23 protein-coding genes, 1 tRNA gene and 1 pseudogene are annotated in these 24,529 nt (G+C 38.8%); 13 read left to right on the forward strand and 12 right to left on the reverse strand.

What is annotated here, in order from left to right; genetic code table 11:
• Positions 1–40: 40 nt before the first annotated feature.
• A complete protein-coding gene (locus FTV17_RS05485; RefSeq protein WP_179998500.1) occupies positions 41–955 on the forward strand; it encodes a polysaccharide deacetylase family protein in 915 nt (304 codons plus the stop codon).
• Positions 956–984: 29 nt separating this feature from the next.
• Here the strand turns inward: FTV17_RS05485 and FTV17_RS05490 are convergent.
• Together FTV17_RS05490 and glnA are read right to left on the reverse strand one after the other, a co-directional pair.
• Positions 985–1,263, reverse strand: a pseudogene (locus FTV17_RS05490) (hypothetical protein).
• A gap of 96 nt (positions 1,264–1,359) precedes the next feature.
• Positions 1,360–2,775, reverse strand: coding sequence for a type I glutamate--ammonia ligase (gene glnA, locus FTV17_RS05495; RefSeq protein ID WP_179998501.1), 1,416 nt, complete (start codon positions 2,773–2,775; stop codon positions 1,360–1,362).
• A 951-nt stretch (positions 2,776–3,726) separates the two neighbouring features.
• Here glnA and FTV17_RS05500 point away from each other — a divergent pair.
• The 7 genes from FTV17_RS05500 (at position 3,727) to FTV17_RS05530 (ending at position 9,347) form a co-directional block, all read left to right on the forward strand.
• Complete coding sequence (locus tag FTV17_RS05500; RefSeq protein ID WP_218945285.1) at positions 3,727–4,311, forward strand: aminodeoxychorismate/anthranilate synthase component II; 585 nt, start codon at positions 3,727–3,729, stop codon at positions 4,309–4,311.
• 9 nt (positions 4,312–4,320) lie between these two features.
• Complete coding sequence (gene trpD, locus FTV17_RS05505) at positions 4,321–5,367, forward strand: anthranilate phosphoribosyltransferase (RefSeq protein ID WP_179998502.1); 1,047 nt, start codon at positions 4,321–4,323, stop codon at positions 5,365–5,367.
• An 18-nt stretch (positions 5,368–5,385) separates the two neighbouring features.
• Complete coding sequence (trpC, locus tag FTV17_RS05510) at positions 5,386–6,192, forward strand: indole-3-glycerol phosphate synthase TrpC (RefSeq protein ID WP_179998503.1); 807 nt, start codon at positions 5,386–5,388, stop codon at positions 6,190–6,192.
• 184 nt (positions 6,193–6,376) lie between these two features.
• Positions 6,377–7,468, forward strand: coding sequence for a calcium:proton antiporter (locus tag FTV17_RS05515; RefSeq protein WP_179998504.1), 1,092 nt, complete (start codon positions 6,377–6,379; stop codon positions 7,466–7,468).
• A 120-nt stretch (positions 7,469–7,588) separates the two neighbouring features.
• On the forward strand, positions 7,589–8,272 hold the full coding sequence (locus tag FTV17_RS05520; RefSeq protein WP_035266985.1) for a Smr/MutS family protein: 684 nt from the start codon (positions 7,589–7,591) through the stop codon (positions 8,270–8,272).
• Positions 8,273–8,366: 94 nt separating this feature from the next.
• Complete coding sequence (folE, locus tag FTV17_RS05525) at positions 8,367–8,915, forward strand: GTP cyclohydrolase I FolE (protein ID WP_171076769.1); 549 nt, start codon at positions 8,367–8,369, stop codon at positions 8,913–8,915.
• Positions 8,916–8,987: 72 nt separating this feature from the next.
• Positions 8,988–9,347, forward strand: coding sequence for a cupin domain-containing protein (locus FTV17_RS05530; protein ID WP_179998505.1), 360 nt, complete (start codon positions 8,988–8,990; stop codon positions 9,345–9,347).
• Positions 9,348–9,392: 45 nt separating this feature from the next.
• On the opposite strand, the gene FTV17_RS05535 is transcribed toward FTV17_RS05530, so the two are convergent.
• The 4 genes from FTV17_RS05535 to hemE form a co-directional block, all read right to left on the reverse strand.
• Positions 9,393–11,270, reverse strand: a complete 1,878-nt coding sequence (locus tag FTV17_RS05535) for a DUF4105 domain-containing protein (protein ID WP_179998506.1) — start codon at positions 11,268–11,270, stop codon at positions 9,393–9,395.
• A gap of 59 nt (positions 11,271–11,329) precedes the next feature.
• The gene (locus tag FTV17_RS05540; protein ID WP_035266978.1) at positions 11,330–11,800 is read right to left on the reverse strand and encodes a DUF3015 family protein; all 471 of its coding nucleotides are present in this window, start codon (positions 11,798–11,800) and stop codon (positions 11,330–11,332) included.
• 150 nt (positions 11,801–11,950) lie between these two features.
• Positions 11,951–12,751 (reverse strand): DUF817 family protein, encoded by an 801-nt coding sequence (locus FTV17_RS05545; protein WP_035266975.1) that lies wholly within the window; start codon positions 12,749–12,751, stop codon positions 11,951–11,953.
• Positions 12,752–12,768: 17 nt separating this feature from the next.
• The gene (hemE, locus tag FTV17_RS05550; protein ID WP_179998507.1) at positions 12,769–13,842 is read right to left on the reverse strand and encodes a uroporphyrinogen decarboxylase; all 1,074 of its coding nucleotides are present in this window, start codon (positions 13,840–13,842) and stop codon (positions 12,769–12,771) included.
• A gap of 205 nt (positions 13,843–14,047) precedes the next feature.
• Between hemE and FTV17_RS05555 the strand changes: the two genes are divergently transcribed.
• On the forward strand, positions 14,048–15,277 hold the full coding sequence (locus FTV17_RS05555) for a L,D-transpeptidase family protein (protein ID WP_179998508.1): 1,230 nt from the start codon (positions 14,048–14,050) through the stop codon (positions 15,275–15,277).
• Between the two features lie 148 nt (positions 15,278–15,425).
• Positions 15,426–16,124 carry a pirin family protein gene (locus FTV17_RS05560; RefSeq protein WP_179998509.1) on the forward strand — a complete coding sequence of 233 codons (699 nt, stop codon included), beginning with the start codon at positions 15,426–15,428 and terminating at the stop codon, positions 16,122–16,124.
• 142 nt (positions 16,125–16,266) lie between these two features.
• Here the strand turns inward: FTV17_RS05560 and FTV17_RS05565 are convergent.
• Together FTV17_RS05565 and greB are read right to left on the reverse strand one after the other, a co-directional pair.
• Positions 16,267–16,356: transfer RNA gene (locus FTV17_RS05565), tRNA-Ser, on the reverse strand.
• Between the two features lie 90 nt (positions 16,357–16,446).
• Positions 16,447–16,941, reverse strand: a complete 495-nt coding sequence (greB, locus tag FTV17_RS05570) for a transcription elongation factor GreB (RefSeq protein WP_092765943.1) — start codon at positions 16,939–16,941, stop codon at positions 16,447–16,449.
• 366 nt (positions 16,942–17,307) lie between these two features.
• Here greB and FTV17_RS05575 point away from each other — a divergent pair, with 366 nt between their 5' ends.
• Complete coding sequence (locus tag FTV17_RS05575; protein ID WP_179998510.1) at positions 17,308–18,423, forward strand: transglycosylase SLT domain-containing protein; 1,116 nt, start codon at positions 17,308–17,310, stop codon at positions 18,421–18,423.
• 44 nt (positions 18,424–18,467) lie between these two features.
• Here FTV17_RS05575 and FTV17_RS05580 read toward each other — a convergent pair whose 3' ends face one another.
• Positions 18,468–18,851 carry an SCP2 sterol-binding domain-containing protein gene (locus FTV17_RS05580; RefSeq protein ID WP_092765941.1) on the reverse strand — a complete coding sequence of 128 codons (384 nt, stop codon included), beginning with the start codon at positions 18,849–18,851 and terminating at the stop codon, positions 18,468–18,470.
• Positions 18,852–19,190: 339 nt separating this feature from the next.
• Complete coding sequence (gene ttcA / locus FTV17_RS05585) at positions 19,191–20,114, reverse strand: tRNA 2-thiocytidine(32) synthetase TtcA (RefSeq protein ID WP_179998511.1); 924 nt, start codon at positions 20,112–20,114, stop codon at positions 19,191–19,193.
• Between the two features lie 513 nt (positions 20,115–20,627).
• Here ttcA and FTV17_RS05590 point away from each other — a divergent pair.
• Positions 20,628–21,485, forward strand: a complete 858-nt coding sequence (locus FTV17_RS05590) for a lytic transglycosylase domain-containing protein (protein ID WP_373687188.1) — start codon at positions 20,628–20,630, stop codon at positions 21,483–21,485.
• A 124-nt stretch (positions 21,486–21,609) separates the two neighbouring features.
• The gene (gene htpX, locus FTV17_RS05595; RefSeq protein WP_179998512.1) at positions 21,610–22,515 is read left to right on the forward strand and encodes a protease HtpX; all 906 of its coding nucleotides are present in this window, start codon (positions 21,610–21,612) and stop codon (positions 22,513–22,515) included.
• 59 nt (positions 22,516–22,574) lie between these two features.
• Here the strand turns inward: htpX and FTV17_RS05600 are convergent, their stop codons facing one another.
• Complete coding sequence (locus tag FTV17_RS05600; protein WP_179998513.1) at positions 22,575–23,150, reverse strand: DUF4112 domain-containing protein; 576 nt, start codon at positions 23,148–23,150, stop codon at positions 22,575–22,577.
• 40 nt (positions 23,151–23,190) lie between these two features.
• Complete coding sequence (mgtE, locus tag FTV17_RS05605; RefSeq protein WP_373687189.1) at positions 23,191–24,528, reverse strand: magnesium transporter; 1,338 nt, start codon at positions 24,526–24,528, stop codon at positions 23,191–23,193.
• Position 24,529: the final 1 nt, after the last annotated feature.

The raw sequence follows: 24,529 nt of genomic DNA on the forward strand, positions 1-24,529 counted from the left end.
AATTGCTATAAACATTCATTCGTAAACACCTTCATTAAACATGCTTAAATTTAGCTTGTACTTATTTATATCACTGTTATTTCTTTCCCAAGCTCATGCTCGTCAATTAGCACTGAGTTTTGATGATGGATTAAATCCAACTATCGATCCTACTGCTCCACACATTAATCAACAAATACTAGCGCATTTAAAATCCAAAAATATTCAATCTATCATTTTCCCAAGTTACATCAAAATCGGTGACAATGCGGGTAAAAACTTAATACGTCAATGGGATAAACACGGACATATTGTCGGCAATCACAGTGCTTTTCACGAAAATTTAAATAAACCTGAAGTTTTGGCGAAAGACTACATCAAAAGCATTAGAATTAATGAATTAGTTTTTCGTGATTTAAAAAACTTTAGGAGAATTTTTAGGTACCCCTATCTCAAAGAAGGCAATAATATTGCGAAAAGAGATCAAGTCCAACACTGGTTAAAGCAAAATCATTACCAGCATGGTGGTGTTAGTATTGATGCAAGTGACTGGTTTTATAATCAAAAATATCTAGCGTATCTAAAAGCAGGTAAAACATCACACATCAAAAGATTGAAGCAGGCTTATATTGATCATCTTCTTGATCGAGCAGAATATTATGATTCACTCGCATTACAAACCCTTCAACGCTCTCCGCAGCATATATTGTTACTCCACACGAATGCGATTAATGGACAGTTTCTAGGCGAGATCGTTTTAGCCTTAGAAAGCAAAGGGTGGACAATAATCAATGCAGCAGATGCTTATGCTGATCCGCTATATCAGAATTTCAGCCCTAATATCCCCGCTGGGGAAAGTATTATATGGTCTATCGCCAAAAGCCAAAATATTGAAAGCTTAAGATATCCTGCTGAGGATGCACCTTATGAGCGTGAAAACTTACTCAAATATGACTTGGATGATCACAAGGAATAAATCTTACTTTTAGGCGCAGCTACACACATTCAAGCATTGTCAGATTTTGCAATCACTTCAAATTTGCCTTGTGGTGTTTTTACTAAAATAAAACCTTCGGCACTGATATAAAATTCATGTGGATAATCAAATTGTAAAGCCAAATCAGGATTTCTTAGTTCAAGAAATTATGCCTGCTTATAGCCTTCGACGGTTCTGCCAACTTCCAAATAGGTCACTTCAGAAAAATTGAGCTTGAATCCTTTTTCGTGATCACTTGGATCATTCCAAGGAAAAAATCCCGTGTGCTTTTTATGTGGCTTTGCCATGAAATATTTCTCATATTTGACTACATCTATTTTAACTTAAAACACAAAAAAACCCGCGCATTGCGCGGGTTTTTTACAGCGAAATTCGTGAACGAATTACAGGCTGTAGTACATATCAAATTCAACTGGGTGAGTTGTCGTATTAAGACGACGAACTTCTTCAGTTTTAAGCTCAATGTAAGCATCGAGCATATCTTTAGTGAACACACCACCTTTAAGAAGGTAGTCGTGGTCTGCTTGAAGTGCTTCAAGCGCCATATCAAGGCTGTGTGCCACTGTTGGGATTTTAGCTTCTTCTTCCGGTGGAAGATCGTACAAGTTTTTGTCCGCAGCTTCACCTGGATGGATCTTGTTTTGGATACCATCAAGACCAGCCATTAACAATGCAGCGAAACCTAAGTACGGGTTCATCATTGGATCTGGGAAACGTGCTTCAATACGTTTGCCTTTCGGGCTAGAAACATAAGGAATACGGATCGATGCAGAACGGTTACGTGCTGAGTAAGCAAGCATAATCGGTGCTTCGAAATGCGGAACTAAACGCTTATACGAGTTTGTAGAAGGGTTTGTTAAGGCATTTAAAGAGCGAGCATGCTTAATGATACCGCCAATGAAGTAAAGTGCAGTTTCAGATAAACCTGCATATTCATCGCCTGCGAATAAGTTCTTGCCATCTTTAGAGATCGACATATGAACGTGCATACCAGAACCGTTATCACCTACCATTGGTTTAGGCATAAAAGTTGCTGTTTTTGCATATTGATGAGCAACGTTCCAAACAGCATATTTGAACTGTTGTACTTCGTCTGCTTTACGAACCATGGTGTTGAAGCTCACACCAATTTCTAATTGACAAGATGCAACTTCGTGGTGATGTACTTCTACACGACCTGGCCCCATGATTTCTTCGATTTTCGCACACATATCTGCACGCATATCATGTGAAGAATCAACTGGAGGCACTGGAAAATAACCACCTTTCACACGTGGACGGTGACCAGAGTTACCTGATTCATAGTCTTTGTTCGTAGACCATGCTGCTTCTTCAGCGATTAATGTGTGGCGTGCGCCAGACATATCCACTTCCCATTTAACTTCGTCAAATACGAAGAATTCTGGTTCTGGACCAAAGAAAGCAGTATCACCAATACCAGTAGATTTTAAATATTCTTCTGCACGGCGAGCAATTGAACGTGGGTCACGGTCATAGCCTTGACCAGTAGATGGCTCAATAACATCACAAGTCACAACAACAGTTGGCTCTGCAAAGAACGGGTCGATAAAACCTGTTTCAGCATCTGGACGTAAGATCATGTCAGACGCTTCGATACCTTTCCAACCAGCAATTGAAGAACCGTCGAACATTTTACCATCTTCAAAAGTATCTTCATCGATAGTATCTGCTGGGTAAGTAACGTGTTGCTCTTTACCCTTAGTGTCCGTAAAACGGAAGTCTACCCATTTTGCGCCACTTTCTTGGATGAGTTGTAGGACCTTGTTCGCCATGCTCATTTTGCTCCGATGATTTTTTGTTGCACATTTAGTGCGTGTTAGTAGTTGGTAGTTTTAAAGCAATTACCGTACCAACTTTCAAAAGCAAAGCTAAAATCTTGAAATCCTTATCAGATTAACAGCTTTATTCACTTTGCTTTGCGACTATTATACTGTGCTTAAAACTAAATGCACCATATTCAGGCACAGTTCATCGCAATAAAAAATATTTATTTACAACCTGTATCAAAATGGTGCATATCACAGCTAGATCGTTTAATTATTAAACTTAAAATCTAATTTTTTCATAGATTTAATCTATTTATTTACCAAACGTTATATTTTATATACTTTTAAAAAACAGAAAAATGGATAAATTTTTCAGACACATGCGTTTAATACCTTGTTTTATATATTAATAAATACAAACCACATATATTTAGATTTTATTTGGAAAACTAAAATTTCAACTCAATCATGACTTTATTAAGAAACATTAAGCCATGATGAATTTAAATTTTGTGCATCAAAATAGTTCAGTAAAATGAATTGTCTAAACTGAATGATGTAAAAGTGAACGACCGCGAGACTAAATCTTATAAATTATAAATTTACTGATCTCATTTTGTTTGTTTGTTTTTAACACAAATCTTTCTCACTACTCTTGCTGATTTAAAAGTTTATGCGTAACACGTATGAGCTTTTAGATTCAGAGCAATATTTCATTTTTTAGCGCTCTTCACCTAGAACCCTTAATTCACACGTTAATTTGATTTAAGTGATCAATATTGCTGATGTTTTGAACCCCAAAATTTAACCTGCGCTGATAAAAGAATCTGCTATGATAACTGCCACTTAATCGCTTTGAGTTACTAGACAAGGATGCAGTCAACACTCTGTGATGCATCTTATCAATGTGAAAAACAAAGCTAAATTAAGTTAAATTATAAATTTCAAGAGGTTAAGCTTAAAATGCTTCTGATGATCGACAACTATGACTCTTTTACCTACAACATCGTCCAATATTTTGGCGAGTTAAATCAGGAAGTAAAAGTGGTCCGTAATGATGCCGTGACTTTGGAGGATATTGAGCGATGGCAACCAAAATATCTCGTCATTGGACCTGGTCCCTGCTCTCCCTCTGAGGCAGGTATTTCAATCCCAGCGATTCAACACTTTTCAGGCAAGATTCCACTGCTTGGGGTGTGCTTAGGTCATCAAAGTATCGGGCAAGCATTTGGTGGAGATATTGTTCGTGCAAAAAAAGTAATGCACGGGCGTTTATCTGACATGTACCACTCTGATCAAGGGATCTTTACCAATCTACCCTCTCCATTCTCAGCGACTCGCTATCATTCTTTAGTCATTGATCAAGCGACTTTACCTGAATGTTTAGAGGTGACGTGTTGGACCAATGAAGAAGATGGTTCTATGGAAGAAATTATGGGTGTGAAACATAAAACCCTTCCCGTTGAAGGTGTTCAGTTCCATCCAGAATCGATACTCAGCCAACATGGCCACAAAATTTTCCAAAACTTCTTAGAAATTTATGCGTAAGAGCAAGACATGAATATTCAACAAGCATTAAACAACATTACGAAAAATATTGAATTAACACAGCCTCAAATGGAAGTTGTTATGCGCACCATTATGGATGGTGAAGCGACTGATGCACAAATCGGTGCATTAATGATGGGTTTACGTTTAAAAGGCGAAAGTATTGACGAAATTACTGCTGCTGCACGTGTGATGCGTGAATATGCGATCAAGATTGATGTCAGTGATCTTCCATACTTAGTCGATATCGTTGGCACGGGTGGTGATGGACAAAACCTGTTTAATGTATCAACTGCATCAAGTTTTGTAATTGCAGCTGCAGGTGCAACGATTGCCAAACACGGTGGCCGAGGTGTGTCATCAAAATCAGGCTCGTCAGATCTATTAGAACAAGCTGGTATTAATCTCGACCTAAATATGGCACAGACTGAACGCTGTATCCGCGATTTGGGTGTGGGTTTTCTCTTTGCTCCAAACCATCATAAAGCAATGAAGTATGCAGCAGGTCCTCGTAAAGAATTGGGCTTCAGAAGCATTTTCAACTTACTTGGCCCGCTTACGAATCCGGCTGGTGTAAAGCGCTTTGTAATTGGCGTGTTCTCAACAGAATTATGTCGACCTATTGCTGAAGTTCTTAAACAACTTGGTGCTGAACACGTCATGGTTGTTCACTCTAAAGATGGACTAGATGAAATCAGTCTTGCTTCATCTACCTATGTTGCTGAGTTAAAAAATGGTGAAATTACTGAGTGGGAAATCCTCCCTGAGGACGTAGAGATTGAATCTCAAACATTGACGCATTTATCTGTTGATAGCTCTGCTGAAAGTTTGGCACTGATCAAAGATGCACTAGGTAAGAAAAAATCACCGAAAGGTGAAAAAGCAGCCAGTATGATTGCATTAAATGCTGGTGCTGGTATTTATGTCTCAGGTTTAACTTCGAGTTATAAACAAGGTGTGGCATTAGCACATGACATCATTTATGGTGGTCAGGCACTTGAAAAGATGGATGTGCTTTCTGAATTCACAAAAACAATAAAACATTATGAAGCTTAATTAAGTCAGGACATTCTTATGTTAGATATCGCGAATACTATTCTTGGCAAAATTGTTGACCGTAAACAAGAAGAATTTGCTGCACGATTAAAACAACGTAGTTACAAGGACGTCGAAGAACTCGCTCAAGCCGCTAGCCCTGTTCGCGGTTTTGCTCAAGCTCTACAACACAAACGTCCAGCTGTCATTGCTGAAATCAAAAAAGCATCTCCTTCTAAAGGCATTATTCGAGAAAACTTCAATCCTGCTGAAATAGCTGAACAGTATCAATCAGCGGGTGCGGTATGTTTATCAGTACTTACAGATATTGATTTCTTCCAAGGTGCCGATGAGAACATTCATATTGCTCGCTCTCACTGTGATTTGCCTGCACTAAGAAAAGATTTCTTAATCGATCCTTATGGTGTGATTGAAGCTCGTGCATTGCATGCAGACTGTATCCTTCTCATTGTTGCATGTCTTTCAGATCAACAACTTGAGGAAATGTCGAAAACTGCATTTGAACATCATTTAGATGTACTGGTTGAAGTGCATGATGAATATGAACTAGAACGTGCTCTCAAATTGTCAGATCGTTGTTTATTAGGCGTTAATAATCGTAATTTAAAAACTTTCGATGTTAATTTAAATACATCTTTACGTTTGAAAAAATTACTTGATCCTTCGCGTTTACTGGTGACTGAAAGTGGCATTGCTACGCCTGCCGATGTTGCCATGATGCAAGAAAATGACATTCACACTTTCCTTGTGGGTGAAAGTTTTATGAAACAGCCTCGTCCTGATCATGCCTTTACCGCATTGTTTGGCGAACCGCAGAATATTTAACTCTAATATTCTGTGGTAAGGTTTTCAAATTCTAAGCTTTAGACCTGATAAGAATGGATTCCCGAATCCATTCTTGCCTCCATTAATTCCAACAACAATAGCTAGAACAAATTCAAAATAAATTTGATTAATAAACCATCAAACACTTATCATTATTTTTCAACAATAAATAGAACATAATCTTATGAAAACGAATCGCTTTAATCCCACATGGACCATTGCTATACCTATAGTTTCACTGGTTATTCTGGGTGTATATCATCTTATTCCAAGCTTTCCATTTATTGTCACATTACTTTGTGTTGGTCTGATTGGCAGTGTAGTGACTGCTGTGCATCATGCAGAAGTTATTGCTCATAAAGTAGGAGAACCGTTTGGTACGTTAGTGTTGGCATTATCCGTCACGATTATCGAAGTTGCACTGATTGTTTCAATGATGATGTCAGGTGGTCCTGAAGCCATGGGGCTTGCACGTGATACGATTTTTGCAGCGGTGATGATCATCTTAAATGCAATCATTGGTCTAAGCTTATTATTAGGTGCCACTAAACATCAAGTTCAAGGCTTTAATTTAGAAGGTGTCACTGCTGCTTTAGGCACCATGACCGTCATTATTGTTATTGCCATGGTATTGCCAAATTATGTGACTAACTCACCAGCTATTGGCAGCTACAACAATTCACAATTATTTTTTATCGCCATCATTACTTTGATATTATTTTCAGCGTTTACTTTTTTCCAAACTGTACGTCATCGTGACTACTTCCTACCAGTAGAAGTCGATCAGAATGCTGTAGAAGAAGATGTCTTCATTCCTAGTATTCATACTGTCATGATCAGCTTAATAATGCTGATCGTCTCTTTGATTGCTGTGGTATTGTCAGCAAAAGGAATTTCTCCAACACTTGAAAGCTTACTGACTCAGTTTGGCGCACCGTTAGCGACCCTTGGGATCATAATTGCAGCAATTGTATTACTGCCAGAGTTTGGAGCTTCTATTCGTGCAGCAAAAGCAAATCGGCTTCAATCAAGTTTAAATTTAGCCATAGGTTCTGCAATTGCAAGTATCGGACTTACGATTCCTGTGGTGGCTTTTTTTTCGATCGGCATGGGCTGGACACTCGAGTTAGGTTTAGATGCAAAATCATTAGCATTACTCGTACTATCACTTTTTGTTGTTTCAAATTCTCTGCGTACTGGATACACCACCATTTTGCCAGGCATTGTACATCTGTGTATTTTTGCCACATACCTATTTTTTAGCTTTGTCCCTTAAGTTATCTCCACTTAATTTAACCTGTTAAAATCAACTTAAATACTCCTCACTACAAAGTTGAGGGGTTTTCGGATTATAATCACATTCATTCATCTTCCACTTTAAAGTTACAAACACGTTATGAGTAAACATGATTCTTCTTTATCAAAAGATCAATTTAATTTACTGAAACAGTTTAAGAAACAAATCAGTAATCCTGCTCCTCGTGTTGAAGCTCCTAAACCTATTGAAAAGACGGTTGAACAAGAGCATGAGGAAGATTTAGAACTCTTTCGTCAGCAGATGCAAGGTGTTCAAAAAATTGATCATGGCAATATTGCAAAAATTGAGAAACCATTAAAAAAGAAATTGGATGCTCAAACCTTAGCAAAACGTGCTGCTGCTGAAGGTCCAATGCATACTGATGAAACTGTGATGTCTGATACTCAAGCCATGCTCAATCCAGTTGGCAGTCAGGCCAGTCTGAGTTATCGAATTGCGACCTTACAACATAAAGTATTTGAAGATCTGAAAGCTGGAAATTTACGTTGGTTTGAAGCAGTTGATTTGCATGGCTGTACCGTAGAAGAAGCACGTTCAGCTGTATTGCAAATTATTCAGATGGCGAAAGAGCAAAATCAAAACGTCATTAAAATTGTTCATGGTAAAGGTCCTGAAGCTGTTTTAAAAACCTATGTTAATAGTTGGCTCAGACAACATCGTGATGTTTTGGCTTTTGTCAGTGCGCCTGAAAAACAAGGTGGCACTGGCGCGGTCTTAGTTCTGCTTAAACGTGCAGAAAAGAATCCAAAATTTACTCAATAATCGGAATTTTTTCTGAATATACGGCATTGTAATCGTTTTCTGATACAATGCCGTCCTTGTTCAACATCTGTGTAAGTGAACACGTCTTATGTCTATGCAGCAATCCTACGCCAACATTTTAACTGCCGTTGGCGAAGATCTTACTCGTCCTGGTCTTAAAGATACACCAATGCGTGCTGCTAAAGCTTTTTCGTATTTGACGTCAGGTTATAGCCAAACGCTTGAAGAAGTGACCAACAATGCGGTCTTCCCTTCAGACAACCGTGAAATGGTTTTGGTCAAGAACATCGAATTCTATTCGCTTTGTGAACATCATTTACTGCCGTTCTATGGACGTGTGCATATTGCCTACTTACCAGAAGGTCAAGTTTTAGGTTTATCTAAATTTGCACGTATTACTGAAATGTTTGCCCGTCGTCTACAGATTCAAGAAAATCTAACTCAACAGATTGCTGAAGCTGTGGCTCAAGTGACTGGTGCTAGAGGCGTAGCTGTTGTCATTGATTCAGCACATATGTGTATGATGATGCGTGGTGTAGGCAAACAAGAGTCAACTACTCGTACAGTATCATTTGTTGGGGACTTTAAAACTAACAAAGATGAACGTCGCGAGTTTCTGAGCGCTGTTCCAGAAAGTTATTAATTCATAAAACCTCAACCCTGTTGAGGTTTTTTTTAGACCGTATTCCAAGGCTCAATTTCTTAAGGTGAATATATGACATCTCTTCATGTTGCAGGTCAAGGTCAACAACACGCAGAAAAATCAGTCGACTTCCCGCGTCCTGATCGTCTCGTCCAAGGCAATCCCGAACGTCACACCTACAGTCTTTATGAACACGAGCATATGGAATGTGGGATTTGGGAATGTGAAGTTGGTGCTTGGAGTATTCAATTTGCCGACAATAAACAAGAATTCTTTCAAATTATAGAAGGAAAAGTTCGCATCCACACTCAAAGTAAAAATCACTTTATCGAAGTTTCGGCAGGTCAAGCAGGTGTAATCCCACCAGGATTCATTGGAACATTCGAAGTCGTTGAGCAAGTAAAAAAGTACTATGTGAATGTAATCGTTTAAAAACAAGCTTCACCTTTCAACACAGTACTTCCTAGTGCTGTGTATTTACCAATAGCGTGTAAATCCTAAACTAGTTTGATGCCAATCATGCTGTTCTTGTAATTGATAATTCCAGTGAATAGAGATAGCACTTTGCGAGCTAAGTGCATACTGAACTGAGGATCGTAGTCCGAGCTGCCAAGCCTGCTGATCCTCCCAAAAAGGGATTTCAATTTGCACTAAGCTATTCACTCGATCTGACCATAAGTTTTGACAACCTACAGTTGGCCCTAACCCCAATCTCCAGCCCTTTTCTAAAATTTTTCCAGCTTGAATATGATTCTGCATCTGCGCATAACACAGGTGTTCACGATCTGCATCTGCCCAACTATATCCAAACTGTGTTGATAGATTCAAAACACCATGTTGCTCGCTATCACTGAAATTTCCAGAATCATCAATTGAGAGTTGTTTCCAACCTAACCCAAATCCCCAGCTCAACGGCGTCTTAAAAGGCGTAATTGGGTTATAAGAATTCACTTCTAAAAGATCTAAATCAGCCAACTTGAATTGATCATTCCGTAACTCGAGACTTCCCTCAAGAAATTTCAACTGTGTTCCAAGTCGGTATCCACCCTGAGGATCAGATAAATCATGATACGCTAGTCGATGGTTGATCTGCACAAACGTATCGTCCTGCACTCGTCCAAATTCAATCAATGTTTTTCGAGCATGATGCCCATCCACAGGGTCAATTCGTGGTCTTGCCACTTCAGTACGTTGTTTTTCAACAGGGAGTTGGCTTCTTAAACTCAAAATTTGTCGTATTTTAGGTTGCGCAATACTCGCTTCGATTTTTTGAGAAATAAGCTGTAGATACAAATGATCATATGCCATCTCAAGAATACGCGCCTGATCCTTGGCCGTAAATTGAGATAAAAATTCACGCATTTGTGCTGGTTGCACCAGCGTTAATTGATGTGCCGAATGTGCTAAGTCATTACCATGTTGTTTGGCTTGATGAAGTAACTGCGTTTCAAGTGCTGGGCGATAAACAGTATCTTTAATAAGACCTTGCTGCTGAACCGCTTTAATGGTTTCGACTGGGATTACAGTATGACTAAACTGTGCTTGTAGATTGGCATCGGGTTTTACCAAATCAATGAGTCCCAATAAGCGGTAGGCACAATTATCACTTATAAAATAATAGGGAAATTGGACATGCTTTAACTCCCAGATATGTTGTACTAAACGTGTTGTTTCTTCTGGGTTTAATGCTAATTCATATTCCCACAAATCACGGCTTTCGAAATCACCATACTCTTTTACTTTTCGATAGTAGGGCATTAATGAGTATTCGCCTGGATATTGACCCGTTAAGCCTTTCCAAGCAAAAGAAAAACTATCACTATTTTCGACCGTCGCAGCGTAGTTGACTGCATAAGAAATAAGATTAAGCTCTTTTTGATCTTTAGGATCAAGACGTAGCAAGGTATGACCAAACATCGAACTTGGATTTCCCATGAAATCTGTCGCATAAATCAACGTTGCTTGATACGGTTTAATCTGTCCAATCCATTCCTCTAGAGCAGGACAATCTGCTTTAGGAAGCTCCTCTTGTTTTATTTTCAGTTGTTCTATTAACCATGCAGAGCGAGCTGGGAAACGACATATAATGGATTGATCTTGTCCTCGATCTATAAATAATTCACGAATATTTGCATTCAGCTCCTCTTCTAAATTATCTGCACCATTTGCACTAAAAAAAAATCCTGAATATCTGACTTCACTCTTCGCTTGATGTGCATACATTAATCTTTGCCAAGTTTTATTTTTATCAAGCTGATGGTGTTGTGCTTGTGCAATATATTGTTCAACTGGAGAAGCATATGCATGTGTCAGAAAGCTACTGACAATCAAGGCAGAAAAAAAAGCAAATTTCATAAAATGAACTTAATAATGATGAAACAAAAAAACCCTGCCATAAGACAGGGTTTTCGCAATTAAACGTAAGCTTTTAATACTTCGTCTTGAGACATAACAGTTTGAAGAGATGCAAGGACTTGGAATGCATCTTGATTGTCCGCTGAATAAATTTCAGAGAAATTTTCTTTTGATACTGCAAAGAAACGTGCTTTATCTTCAGATTTAATATTCAGAAGCTCTGCAAGGACGTTAAGACTTTCCCCCTCACCTACCGCCATATCACGTGCAAGAGCTTCGGCATTTTCATTTGTAAATGTTACTGCTTGTGCTGTTACTGTACCTGTACCACTACAGCCTAACGTCCCGAAAGTAATACCGAATAATTGGTTAGCAAATAAACCGTTGGTCGTACCTGCTAAGATTTTTGCAACTTTACCAGACTGACCTGCCCAAACTTGTGAACCGATACCACAACCCACATCACGGTCAGCAAATGCAGCTGTTGATCCTACTGCCAATACCGCAGCTAAAGCTAATTTTTTATACATAACATCACTCCAAACTTGATGTGCTCAAGTGTTCTTTATTGTTCCAATTTTGTTCTTTTACGAACTTCTTTAACATAGCGATATCAAGCCAAGAACGCAAAACAAATTTTACCAATGCCATCAAGTATCGAGTTTTTTTGATGAATTAACTTATTCGCCCTTCAATCGCCACAAACCCTGTGAATTCCGTTCACCTAGGATTTTTAAAACCAATACTAAACTCAGCATTAATAGGAGATACCAAGAACCAAGTTTCCCCCATCCCACCATATGCCACTGTTCCACTTGCGTTGGATACAACCAAATTTGATAAAAAGTACTGATATTTTCAGCAATCCAAATAATAAATGCCAACAACAAAAGCACAGGAAGCATTGGCAAGGTCATTTCATGATATTTAAGCTTGAACGTTATTTTAGTTTTCCAAAATATCAATACGCTCCATGCAAACAATAAGTATCGTATATCTGGGATAAAGAACTTCGTCATAAAGTTTAAATAGGACAAGATCGCTAAACTCAGCATATTAAAAAAACTAGGTAAGTTCTCAATTTCTACACGATAGAGCCTGAGTGAACGAGCAAAAAAACTGCCCACGGCAGAATACATAAATCCCGCAAAAAGTGGTACGGTCATAATCTTAAATACCGCAGGTTGCGGATATTGCCATGATGCAATCTGTGGATGTGTCAGGAAAATCTCCATGACCATGGCCACCATATGAAAAATTGCAATAACTTTGGCTTCGGCCCAAGACTCTAGCTTTAAAAGCAGCAAACAGACCTGAATAACCACTGCATAAATCAAGAGGTAGTCGTATCGGTACAATCCATAATATTCTTGATGCCCCATCGAAGCCGTCAAAGCAAAGGCAAGCAGTAATAAAATACCAAATAAGGCAGCGGATGCTGCCTTATAATGAAACTCAAACAATGATTTTAAAAAGCTCACACATTCATCCTAAATGTTTAGCCTAAATATTTTGCGCTGTACTCATGTACCGTATCAATGAAAACTTTAGGATTCGCAGGATCTACCCATTGGGTGATACCGTGTCCAAGATTTGCAACATAACCCGTTTTTTCACCAGCAGCGTAGGCATCATCGAGCATTAATTTTACTGACTTTTCGATACTCGCAGGAGAGCCATATAATGTTGCAGGGTCTAAATTACCTTGTAGGGCAGCGCGACCAGCAACAGTTTGACGTGCAACATTTAAAGGGGTTGTCCAATCCAGTCCAAACGCATCTGCGCCAGTTGCGATCATAGGCTCTAACCATTGACCACCACCTTTGGTAAATAAAATTACTGGTACTTTGCGGCCTTCATTTTCACGCTTTAAACCCTTCACGATTTTGTGCATATAATTGAGTGAAAATTCTTGATATTCTCGATGTGCGAGTGCACCACCCCAACTGTCAAAAATTTGAATCGCTTGCGCACCTGCCTCAATCTGTGCATTCAAATAATCAATGACTGAATCAGCCAAATGATCTAGCAAGGCATGTAAAACTTCAGGTTGTGCATACATCATTTGCTTGGTGTAACGGAAATCTTTGCTCGACCCACCCTCGATCATATAAGTCGCGAGTGTCCATGGACTTCCAGAAAACCCGATTAGCGGTACCTGACCACCTAATGCTGAGCGGATTGTCGACACTGCATTCATGACATAGTCTAAGTCCGATTTAGCATCAATTTTTGGTAATTGGGCTACATCCTGCTCAGTACGGACTGTTTTCTTAAATTTTGGTCCTTCCCCTGCTTCAAAATATAGTCCTAAGCCCAAAGCATCAGGAACAGTCAAAATATCTGAAAATAGAATGGCTGCATCTAAGTCATAGCGACGAAGCGGCTGTAAAGTCACTTCACAAGCAAAGTCATTATTTTTGCACAAAGAAAGAAAATCACCCGCTGTTGCGCGTGTCGCACGATATTCAGGTAAATATCGACCAGCCTGACGCATCATCCAAACTGGCGTGCAGTCCACAGGTTCACATAATAAGGCACGCAGAAAACGATCATTTTTTAAGGTCGTCATTTACTTTCTCGATGCAAAATTGAAATTCCATTCATCATACCAAAAAGCTGCACTTTAAAGTATTTAGTTAGAATGAAAATAAAGATTGAGACTATCGGAATTTATTTGATTTAAACAAAACAAATACTGCATATCCGTGTTTTTTCTGCAATACTTTATCCGTGTTTTTATAAATCAATATGAATAATTCTTAAGGTTGAATTACATGTTCGTTCGCTCAATTCTTGCTTTGAGTTTAAGTTGTATTATGTCTGGAACTGCATTGGCTGCTTCTGGTACTGCTGAACAACCGCTTTCTCCAATTACAAAAACGAGTTTAGATACTATTCAAGATCCAATTGATCCTCTCGCGGTAGAATCTAGCTCTGAAGCTCAAATTAGCCAGCAAGAGCAAAATGATCTAAATCAAGCTGCAGATACGCTTCAAAATCTAGAAAGAACTGAGGACAGCACTGCAGACATCGGCAGTGCACCTGCATCTTCAGCAGTGACAAATCCAGCTCCATCTACATCAGCACCTGTTACGGCAGATTCATGGACACTAGACAGTCTGAATAATGCTGAATGGTATGAAAATATTGGCAAAGGTCAATTCCCTGTATATGCCCGTGCACATGTAATGTTAAACAATGCACATGCTTCACCAGGTGCTATTGACGGTACAAGTGGTAAAAATACACTTAAAGCAATTGCTTCATTCCAGCAAATGAATGGTTTAAAGGCTACAGGTGTTTTGACGAAAGAAACTTGGGATGCTCTAGTTGCACGCCAAGCTGGTAAACCTGCTTATGTTGAATACACGATTACCGAAGCAGACCTAAAAGGTCCTTATGCAGCCTCAATTCCTCATGACTATGCTTTACAAGCGAAAATGAAAGGTCTGTATTACACACGTGTAAGTGAAATGCTGGCTGAAAAATTCCATATGGATGAAGAGTTTCTCAAGAAACTAAATCCTAAAGCGACATTTAAGAAAGCGGGTGAAAAGCTTATTGTGACCAACATTCGCAATGAACTTCCAGAAAATATTCATTTAATCGTGGCTCATAAAGGCGCTAAACAACTTTATTTGTTTAACCAACAAAACCAAATGGTTGGCTCATTCCCAGCAACCATCGGTAGTGCTGACACTCCTTCGCCGACTGGAACATACAAAATTACTGGTGTAGCGAAAAACCCTTGGTATAGCTATTCACCAAGTAACTTTGTACAAGGTAAAAATTTGAAGCCACTTTCATTACCACCTGGTCCTAATGGCCCTGTAGGTAATATCTGGATCGGTTTAAGCAAAAAATCGTTCGGTATTCACGGCACACCTAACCCATCAAGTATTTCAAAGACAGCTTCACACGGTTGTATCCGCTTAACCAACTGGGATGCGAATGATTTGGGTAATAAAGTTCGTTCTGGCGTTACAGTAAAATTCTTAGAATAATCTAATTTTAAAAAGCCTGTTTCAAGCAGGCTTTTTTATCCTTGTTATGTTTCAAAATTAGAACGATACGTTGTCCTAATCCACTATCTTATTCATTTTAAACTATTAAAATAACATCATCTTTAAGAATAATGAAAGGAGCATCATCATGAATGCTTATTTACATCGCAGTGAATCACGTGGTCATGTAAAAATGGGTTGGTTAGAATCCAAACACAGCTTCTCATTTGGGAGCTGGTATGACCCTAACCACATGGGCATCAGTGCTCTCCGTGTCATTAATGATGACCTCATTGCTGGGCATCAAGGCTTCGGTAAACATCCACACGACAATATGGAAATTCTCACCTGTGTATTGCAGGGAGCGATTACACATAAAGATAGTATGGGTAACCACGGTGATATCAAAGCTGGTGAATGGCAACTGATGAGTGCAGGTACAGGCATTCAACACAGTGAAATCAACCAAGGTGATGAAACAGTTCACTTACTGCAAATCTGGATTATTCCAAATCAGCGCGATGCCGAGCCGAATTACCAACAAATTCAACTTGATCCTGCTGAAAAACCGAACAAATGGCATCTGATTTGTGGACCGACAGAACATGCACCCATGCATATTCGCCAAAATGCGGAGGTTAAATCAGCTGTTTTGGAGAAAGGCCATTCACTTGAAGTTGATGCAACACAACATGTCAGCTATCTACATGTGATTAGTGGTTCAATTCAAGTCGCTGAACACACTGTGAATGCAGGAGATGCTATTGCATTTATTGATCCAGCGCAGATTGAAGCATCAGAAGATGCTCGTGTGATTTGGTTCGATCTTCCAGAAAAAGTGGCTTAAACGCTGTAGAGAAACCACCTTAGGGTGGTTTTTTTATGACTTGCTCAAAAAATTAAATCAAACAGTAAATATCAGTCTTAATATCGCACGAATATGAAGAAAATAAAAAAAGCCACTAATGATTAGTGGCTTTTTAAAAATTTGGCGGAAGCGGTGAGATTCGAACTCACGGAGGACTCACACCCTCGTCGGTTTTCAAGACCGGTGCATTAAACCGCTCTGCCACGCTTCCAATGGCGGCTATCATATAAATATTTTTTAAAATTGGCAAACACTTTTCTAAGAAATTTTGCTCGCCTGCCTATTTTTAAATCAGAAATCACTATTTTGCTGAATTTTCGAGCTTTTCATAGCGAATTGAATTAATAAACCATGTTTTTTTCCCCAAGGGTGTATGTACCTCAAATTCATCATCTACTTGCTTACCTAACATTGCACGTGCCATAGGTGAATCTATTGAAATATGTTGAGGATGATGATCATAAATTTCATCTACACCGACAATCCGAATCGTCTTTAATTGTCCTTCCTCGTTCTCGATGTCTACCCAAGCGCCAAAATATACTTTGCCCTCTTGTTCAGGAGAAAAATCGATAATTCGCAACTCTTCAAGTCGTTTACCGAGGTAACGAACACGACGGTCTATTTTTCGTAAAATTTGTTTATTGTATTGATAATCTGCGTTTTCAGAACGATCACCTAAACTGGCAGCCCAATTCACTTTTTTGGTGATTTCAGGTCGTTCCTCATGCCATAAATATTGTAGTTCTGCGACCAATTTGTCATGCCCACTTCGGGTAATTAAATTCGATTTCATAGGCGATAAAATGAGTATTTTGCTTACGTTATAGCGACACATTGCAACATTTTATACCGCATTTCTACATGGAAAAATTTTATAAAGTTTTTTCTTTTTATTTATCAATATCTTAAAACCATGTTTTTTATTTTTTTTTGTACAAAATTTGACATGAGTAAAATTGACCATTAATATGCGCCCATGTTTCATCTTGATTACTTTTTGTACGAAGATCTTTTCTTCAATATTTTATCCACCCACACATGTCATTTTGAATGACGTTCATGACGCCCACCCTAATTGAATTTATCAACTTTAAATAAAAGTTTAAGGCGGTACTGCTTTTGCTTTTTTTGGGCATAAATTACTTGTAGCGGAGACAACATGCGCAGTAGTTCAAACACTGGATCGAGGCTTTGCCTTAATTCACTAACTTCTTCTCTCTCGTTTAAAGCGATGGTCCTCGCTACAGCATTTATCCCATTTCATGCATTAAATGCAACAAAGACCGACAACCAATACAACTCCATTGTAAATTCGAACAAACTTACAGTGGTGGCCGTGTCAAATCCCACCGTGGTTTTTAAAGACGGTAACTTCAAACATGGCTTTGGCTATGACTTGGTGAGCAGTTACGCTCAAAACTTAAATGTAAAACTCGATTTTAAAACGGTTCAAAGTAATGAAGCCGCTTTGAAAATGGTGCAGCAAGGTAAAGCTCATTTCGCGGTGACCACAGCATCGATCATGACCATTGAGCAAAAGAATCTTTCAGGTTTTTCCGCATCATGTGGTGACCTTGAAAGCTTACGCAAAAATGGGCTTAATCCAGAAATCAATTGGGTTTTTAAAAATGCTGCTGATCCTTTAACAGATACTGCAAGTGGTTTTGTTTGTCAAAGCAAGCAAAATGGTGCTATCCGTCAAATGGCATCTTTCTACAACCGCAATGTGGTTAAACAAGATGATTGGGATACTATTCAGCGCAATCTGAAAACACGTATGCCAATTTATAAAGCTAGCTTTGAAAAGTCAGCCCAAACATACGACTTAGATTGGCACTTCCTCGCTGCGATAGGTTATCAAGAGTCTTTCTTAAAACCGAATTCTGTGTCTCCCACAGGTGTGCGTGGCATCATGATGCTCACTAACAACACAGCAAAAGCAATGGGTGTGTCGAATCGTGTTGATCCTGCTCAAAGTATTGCAGGTGGTGCGAAGTATTTTGATCTGATGATGTCGAAATATGATTATATTCCTAAACATGATCGTTATTGGTATGCCCTCGTAGCTTACAATATGGGGCCAGGTGCCACAGATGCGATTATGAAGCGTCTAAAAGCTCAAGGAAAAAATCCGAATGATTGGATACAGGTATATGATTTTCTTTACCGTAATCAATCGCACAATACGCGTTATAAGCAAGCGATCCAATACGTCACTCGTATTCGTGCTTATTTAGAACATATTAAAACGACACCAAGTTTGGTGAGTATTTAATAAAAAAGCTTACCTAAAGGTAAGCTTTTTTTGTTTAAAAAGCCTTAAGTTGTTTGCTCTAAAACTTTTTTGAACAAATCTTTTTGTTCTTGGCTTGGCTTCGCTGTTTGTAAAGCCATCAATTGAGACATATCGCCTTGAACTTTGATTTTACCAGTCATGAATGCTTGCATAGCAGCAGCCATGTCAAACTCTAAGAATACTTTACGTAAAGTATCCGCATCTAAGTTTAAAGTTGTTTTAGCATTCGCAGAAGCCCCTTTTTGGATCTTACCGCTATCAAGCGCTAATTCAGTCGTTCCTTCGCTACCTGTTACTACAAGATTCAATGCTAGATTTGCTAATGATGGTGGTAAGTTCAAATCACCAGCTTCAGCTGTAAGTTTCTCAACGTTTGCAAACCAATCATCAGTTAAAAATGCAGGCATGTTCTTTCCTCGATGTATTTATTCAATTTATTGCGTTACCTATCCAAGATAACAACATGTAGAAGCTTTACGCTTGAGAGAGTTATAGCATGATATTTTCCAAATGCGATACGTTTTTTTGTACTCTGCGTTCGATTTTTTTTGTAAATAAAACTAATCATCTAAATATCATCAAATCTTTATTTTTTCACAAGTTTGTCAATGATTTTTTGTATCGGTACTACGACCGAAAGTGACAAAAAACATCATTTTGTAAATCGACTCAACGCCTTCATTAAATTGTAAAAATCTAAGAAATAAAAAAAGCACTTCGAAAAGTGCTTTTTAAATTAAGACGAATTACTCAGCAGCAAAACCGAGATTGACCATGCTAATACGCTTATTTGGTGTATCCCCTTCGGCTGTTGAGCAAGTCACATCAAAATCAACTTCACGTTGTCCATCTAAGGCTTCAAAATCGAAAAGATCTCGGTCGGCCAATTGCGATGGTGAGACGTTCTGTAACGCGCCAAAAATGCTGTGTAAACGTTTTGGATGAGCTTTATCCCATTCACGCAACATATCATTGATGATTGCGCGCTGTAAGTTTTCCTGCGAACCACACAAGTTACATGGAATAATTGGGAATTTGCGCATTTCAGCGTATTTGATAATGTCTTTCTCTTCAACATACGCCAAAGGACGAATCAAAATATTCTTTTTATCCGATGAAAGTAATTTTGGTGGCATTGCCTTTAAACTACCGCCATGGAATAGGTTCAAGAAGAACGTTGCCATAATATCATCACGATGATGACCTAAAGCAACTTTGGTCGCGCCAATTTCTTGAGCAAAACCATATAAAGAACCACGGCGCAAGCGTGAGCACACTGCACAATAGGTTTTACCTTCAGGTGTAAGCTTTTTGGTAATGCTATATGTATCTTTTTCTAAGATGTAGTACGGAATGTTATTTTCTTCTAAATAACGGGGTAATACATCCTCAGGGAACCCTGGTTGTTTCTGATCAAGATTCACAGCCACAACATCAAAATTGATTGGTGCTATGCGTTTAAACTGCAGGAGAATGTCCAGCATGGTATAGCTATCTTTACCACCTGAAATACATACCATGACCTTATCGCCATCCTCAATCATTTTGTAGTCACGGATTGCATGACCTACTTGACGACGAAGTTTTTTCAATAAACGATAATATGCAGAACTCGTAGGTGGCTCTGGCTTAAAATTAAATCCTTGGCTGGATTCAACTGGCGAGTACATAGACGACATTAACCATAAAAAAAATACTGCGCAATTTTAGCCGATTCAGTGCTTAATCGCATCTAAAGAATCTGTTTTTTACATCTAATTTTTATTTTTTCATAACACTGTCTTATTCACACATCTAAAATGGACGCTTGGGTTCATTTTTTAGTCGAATTGCTTATCTTTTGGACTTTTCCACAGTTTTCCACAAAACCTGTGGATAAAATTGTGGACTTTTTAGGGGTTGACAAAGTTTTGGCAAGATAAGATGGTGCTTTCCCTTAGATTGATCATTTTTTAACCACTATTCTATATCGTTAAAATTCAATAACTTATATGTGTCAAGCAGTTGTTTATAAATAAAAATAAATAATTTTTTTGGATATTAAGCCAACAATTAAGACTTGATTTTTTCACAACGAATTGTTAAAAACATTACATAGTCGAGAGACATCTCCATTGCAGAAAATCACCTACATATCATTTAGGGACAAAAATAGTGTTCGAATGATGAAAACTACAAATAAAATAAAAGTCATAGCGTTATTTGGGTGTGTGAATTTTCTAATATTCTCGCCACAGGCTTCTGCAGGTCAAACAATCTATCAGTTGAAAGATTCAAACGGCACTACCGTACTGACCAACCGCAAAAACAAATACAATCATCTTAAAGTTGAAAAGAAAACCTACTATCCAGACAGCAATATTCATAGTTACAGCAATTGGGGAAGCAACGAAGCATCAGTTCTCCCAAGCCATAGTAAAAATCGAAATGCCTTTGATGGCTATATTCGCCAAGCAGCTCAACGACACGGCATTTCTGAAGGACTCATTAAAGCGGTGATGCACACCGAGTCTGGTTTTAATATACATGCACGCTCCCCTGTTGGTGCTCAGGGTCTTATGCAATTGATGCCTGCGACTGCACAACGATTTAATGTTAATAATGCATATGATCCTGAACAAAATATTTTCGCTGGTGCAAAATATTTGGCTTGGCTATTGAAACGCTTTAATGGCAATACGCAATTGGCATTAGCGGGTTATAATGCTGGCGAAGGAAATGTTGCTAAATATGGTGGAATTCCACCCTTTCGTGAAACTCAAGATTATGTCAGACGTGTACTCAGTCGTTACAATAATTTATACGCCAATGGTGTAGGCTCAAATCCGACCAATAGTTATTCAGCTTCAGCATCTTCTAAGTCAAGTACACCGAGCTATAACAATCAGAATTTATCAGCTCAAATGACTGCACCAGCTAAACCAAAGTCACCTCCTCGCCAAATTATTGTGGCCGCTGATGGAAGTTTTACTGATGCACCAGCTGGTTCATATTCAACAAATAATGCTATAGCATCAGCTAAGATCTATATTTCGAATTAATCTCAATTTTTTTCGTTATATTTTTTATTTTTTTCTTGAAATTTTCCCCATTCGAAAGCATATTTGACGTAGGTTTTTTAATTCAAAAAGCTTATTAAATTTTATTTATAAGAGGATTTTCTCGATGATGCGGATTGGTTTGTTTTTGCTGACCAACCTCGCGGTACTGGTGGTAGCTGGCATAATCTTGTCACTCTTCGGTGTCGGTAGTTACCATGGCGCGGGTGGCTTGAATCTTGGCAATTTACTTGTGATCTGTTTTGTCTTTGGTATGGTGGGTTCTTTAATCTCCCTATTCATGTCAAAGTGGATTGCAAAGAAAACCACAGGTACAGAGTTAATTGATCCCAATGCTCCACGCAACCAAGCGGAAGCATGGTTACTCAATGAAGTGGCACAACTTTCTCAACGTGCTGGTATTAAAATGCCAGAAGTTGGTATTTTCCCATCTTATCAATCAAATGCCTTCGCAACCGGTTGGAATAAAAACGATGCTTTAGTCGCTGTTTCAACAGGCTTATTGGAACGCATGAATAAAGATGAATTACGTGCAGTGTTGGCGCATGAAATTGGTCACGTTGCAAATGGTGACATGGTCACCCTTGCTTTAGTCCAAGGTGTAGTCAACGCATTTGTAATGTTCTTCGCGCGTATCGTCGGCGACTTTGTAGATCGCAACGTATTTGGTCGTGAAGAAGGTGAAGCACCGGGCTGGAGCTATTTCCTCATTACAATCGTGTTAGATATCGTATTCGGTATTCTTGCTTCGGCGATTGTGATGTGGTTCTCTCGCTATCGTGAATATCGTGCTGATGAGGCTGGCGCGCGTTTAGCAGGTAAACAAGCAATGATCAATGCATTACTTCGCTTACAAGCAGAAACTGAAATGCCAGATCAAATGCCTAAAGAAATGAAAGCGTTCTCAATTTCATCAGGTCGTGAAGAAGGATTCAGCCTTGCTGCACTCTTTCAAACACACCCAACAATTGAGCAACGTGTAGCAGCATTACAACAACTTGATTGTCCTTAATCTGCTTCTAAAAAAGCCTCCATATGGAGGCTTTTTTTATGGACTCAATCCATAACACTTTAAATAGATTGAAACCATTGCCATAAGAACGTGACGCCAAACCACAGGGCAACAGCAAAAATAATTAAAAACAGAAGACCCAGTAGATCAGGAATATGAATCCAAATCCATGCCACGACAGGATTTCGCCAGAAGGCAGAGTTCTGCTGTTTGCGTTCTAAATTTTCATGTAAAAATGGGTGTACCACATGATGGTCAGAATGAATCTGATATTCTTCACGGATATGATCATGAACCAAATCTAAAGCCTTGCGACTCGGTCGAATAAACACATCAAAGAGTGTACCTGCAACAGGGATTAAACCTACTACACCATCCATCACAGCAAGTTTAAGCACGCCATTCAATTTAGATTGGGGCACACCGATTTTTCGAGCTTGTAATACTGCATAACACGTAAGTACAAATCCAGCTACGTCACCCGCCACAGGAATCGTACTCAATGCTGCATCAGCCCCTACCCCTTGTTTAGTGAATGGAATTCTTACGACGGAATCCATCATGTTTGCGAACTTGGCAAGATCGCGTTCCATTTTGATGACTTCAGCTTGGGTTAATTTATTTTTATTTGTCATTTAAGCAACATCCTGCAAAGATACTCCATCAGTCATAGCCTTAGAATAAGAGTTGTGAAGCAATAAATAAATAGACCAATACACCAGTTGCATCACATATTGAAGTGACCAAGGGCGCAGATGCGCTTGCAGGATCGAGTCCTAATTTATTGAGTACAAATGGTAAACTCATCCCGATCAGACAGCCCATCATGACAATACCCATCATACTGATCGCAAGCACTAAAGCGACCATCATATCTCCACGGATATAGCCAAGAATCGAAACAGCTGCAGCCATCGTTGCACCCAAACATAGAGCAACCATCGCTTCACGACCAAGCAACACAAACCAATCTTTGGCTTTTACATCGCCAGTTGCGATTGCTCGAACCATCAAGGTTGCAGATTGGGAGCCTGCGTTACCCCCACTCCCAACCAGTAGTGGTAAAAAGAAAACCAAAACAATATGCGCAGCAATGATGTCTTCATAATGGGCAATCCCAATACTCGAAAGTAGGCTGCCAAAGACCAGGAACACTAGCCAAAAAACACGTTGTCTAAATAACAATAATATTGGTGCTGAACGAATACTGATATTTTCTTTAAGCTCTACCGCCCCACTCTTCAAAAAGTCCTCGGTAAATTCTTCTTGGAATACATCCATAGCGTCATCATAAGTGACGATACCGAGTAGATGATCATCATGATCTAAAATGGGTAAGGCGATAAAATCATAGTGGCTTAATTTTTTTGCCACTGATTCCTGATCTTCATCCACCCGTCCGTAAATGACGTCAGTGGTCATGACTTCTTGGACTGTTTTATCCAAAGGTGCTTGCACAATTTCTCGAAGAGAAATTACACCCTCAAGTTTCTGAAATTTATTGGTAATATAGATCAGATATAAGGTTTCAGTATCTTTGGCGGAGTGACGCAAAATCTCTAAAGCTTGTTGCATTGAGATGTCTGATGGCAAAGTGACATAATCAGATGTCATGATCGCACCAGCTGTTTCCTCAGCATACAATGCCAAAGCTTGAACTTGCTGCTTCGTTTCTCGATCTAAATTCGCAAAAATAAATGTTTTAATTTGATCCGGTAAAGCTTTGTACAAATCAGTTCGAGCATCTGAATGCATTGAACGAATTAACTGGACTGTACTTATGCCGTCCATTTTTTTAACCAACTGTACTTGATGATTGAGTGGCAGAAATTCAAATACATATGCTGCGTTTTCTAAATGGTGGATAAGTTGTATTTGTTGATCAATTTCTAATTGCTGTAAAAACAAAGCCAAATCTGCAGGATTAATCGTATCCGCAATATGATCAATCTGAGCGACATCAGAATTGATCAATGCTTGTTGTAATGCTTCAATTTTATGATCTTGTTTAATT

The organism is Acinetobacter sp. YH12239 (assembly GCF_013417635.1).
Taxonomy (GTDB): domain Bacteria; phylum Pseudomonadota; class Gammaproteobacteria; order Pseudomonadales; family Moraxellaceae; genus Acinetobacter.

Coding starts and splice junctions, on each gene's coding strand:
- FTV17_RS05485 (WP_179998500.1), top strand. CDS start 41: ATGCTTAAATTTAGCTTGTACTTATTTATATCACTGTTATTTCTTTCC.
- glnA (WP_179998501.1), bottom strand. CDS start 2,775: ATGAGCATGGCGAACAAGGTCCTACAACTCATCCAAGAAAGTGGCGCA.
- FTV17_RS05500 (WP_218945285.1), top strand. CDS start 3,727: ATGCTTCTGATGATCGACAACTATGACTCTTTTACCTACAACATCGTC.
- trpD (WP_179998502.1), top strand. CDS start 4,321: ATGAATATTCAACAAGCATTAAACAACATTACGAAAAATATTGAATTA.
- trpC (WP_179998503.1), top strand. CDS start 5,386: ATGTTAGATATCGCGAATACTATTCTTGGCAAAATTGTTGACCGTAAA.
- FTV17_RS05515 (WP_179998504.1), top strand. CDS start 6,377: ATGAAAACGAATCGCTTTAATCCCACATGGACCATTGCTATACCTATA.
- FTV17_RS05520 (WP_035266985.1), top strand. CDS start 7,589: ATGAGTAAACATGATTCTTCTTTATCAAAAGATCAATTTAATTTACTG.
- folE (WP_171076769.1), top strand. CDS start 8,367: ATGCAGCAATCCTACGCCAACATTTTAACTGCCGTTGGCGAAGATCTT.
- FTV17_RS05530 (WP_179998505.1), top strand. CDS start 8,988: ATGACATCTCTTCATGTTGCAGGTCAAGGTCAACAACACGCAGAAAAA.
- FTV17_RS05535 (WP_179998506.1), bottom strand. CDS start 11,270: ATGAAATTTGCTTTTTTTTCTGCCTTGATTGTCAGTAGCTTTCTGACA.
- FTV17_RS05540 (WP_035266978.1), bottom strand. CDS start 11,800: ATGTATAAAAAATTAGCTTTAGCTGCGGTATTGGCAGTAGGATCAACA.
- hemE (WP_179998507.1), bottom strand. CDS start 13,842: ATGACGACCTTAAAAAATGATCGTTTTCTGCGTGCCTTATTATGTGAA.
- FTV17_RS05555 (WP_179998508.1), top strand. CDS start 14,048: ATGTTCGTTCGCTCAATTCTTGCTTTGAGTTTAAGTTGTATTATGTCT.
- FTV17_RS05560 (WP_179998509.1), top strand. CDS start 15,426: ATGAATGCTTATTTACATCGCAGTGAATCACGTGGTCATGTAAAAATG.
- greB (WP_092765943.1), bottom strand. CDS start 16,941: ATGAAATCGAATTTAATTACCCGAAGTGGGCATGACAAATTGGTCGCA.
- FTV17_RS05575 (WP_179998510.1), top strand. CDS start 17,308: ATGCGCAGTAGTTCAAACACTGGATCGAGGCTTTGCCTTAATTCACTA.
- FTV17_RS05580 (WP_092765941.1), bottom strand. CDS start 18,851: ATGCCTGCATTTTTAACTGATGATTGGTTTGCAAACGTTGAGAAACTT.
- ttcA (WP_179998511.1), bottom strand. CDS start 20,114: ATGTACTCGCCAGTTGAATCCAGCCAAGGATTTAATTTTAAGCCAGAG.
- htpX (WP_179998512.1), top strand. CDS start 21,610: ATGATGCGGATTGGTTTGTTTTTGCTGACCAACCTCGCGGTACTGGTG.
- FTV17_RS05600 (WP_179998513.1), bottom strand. CDS start 23,150: ATGACAAATAAAAATAAATTAACCCAAGCTGAAGTCATCAAAATGGAA.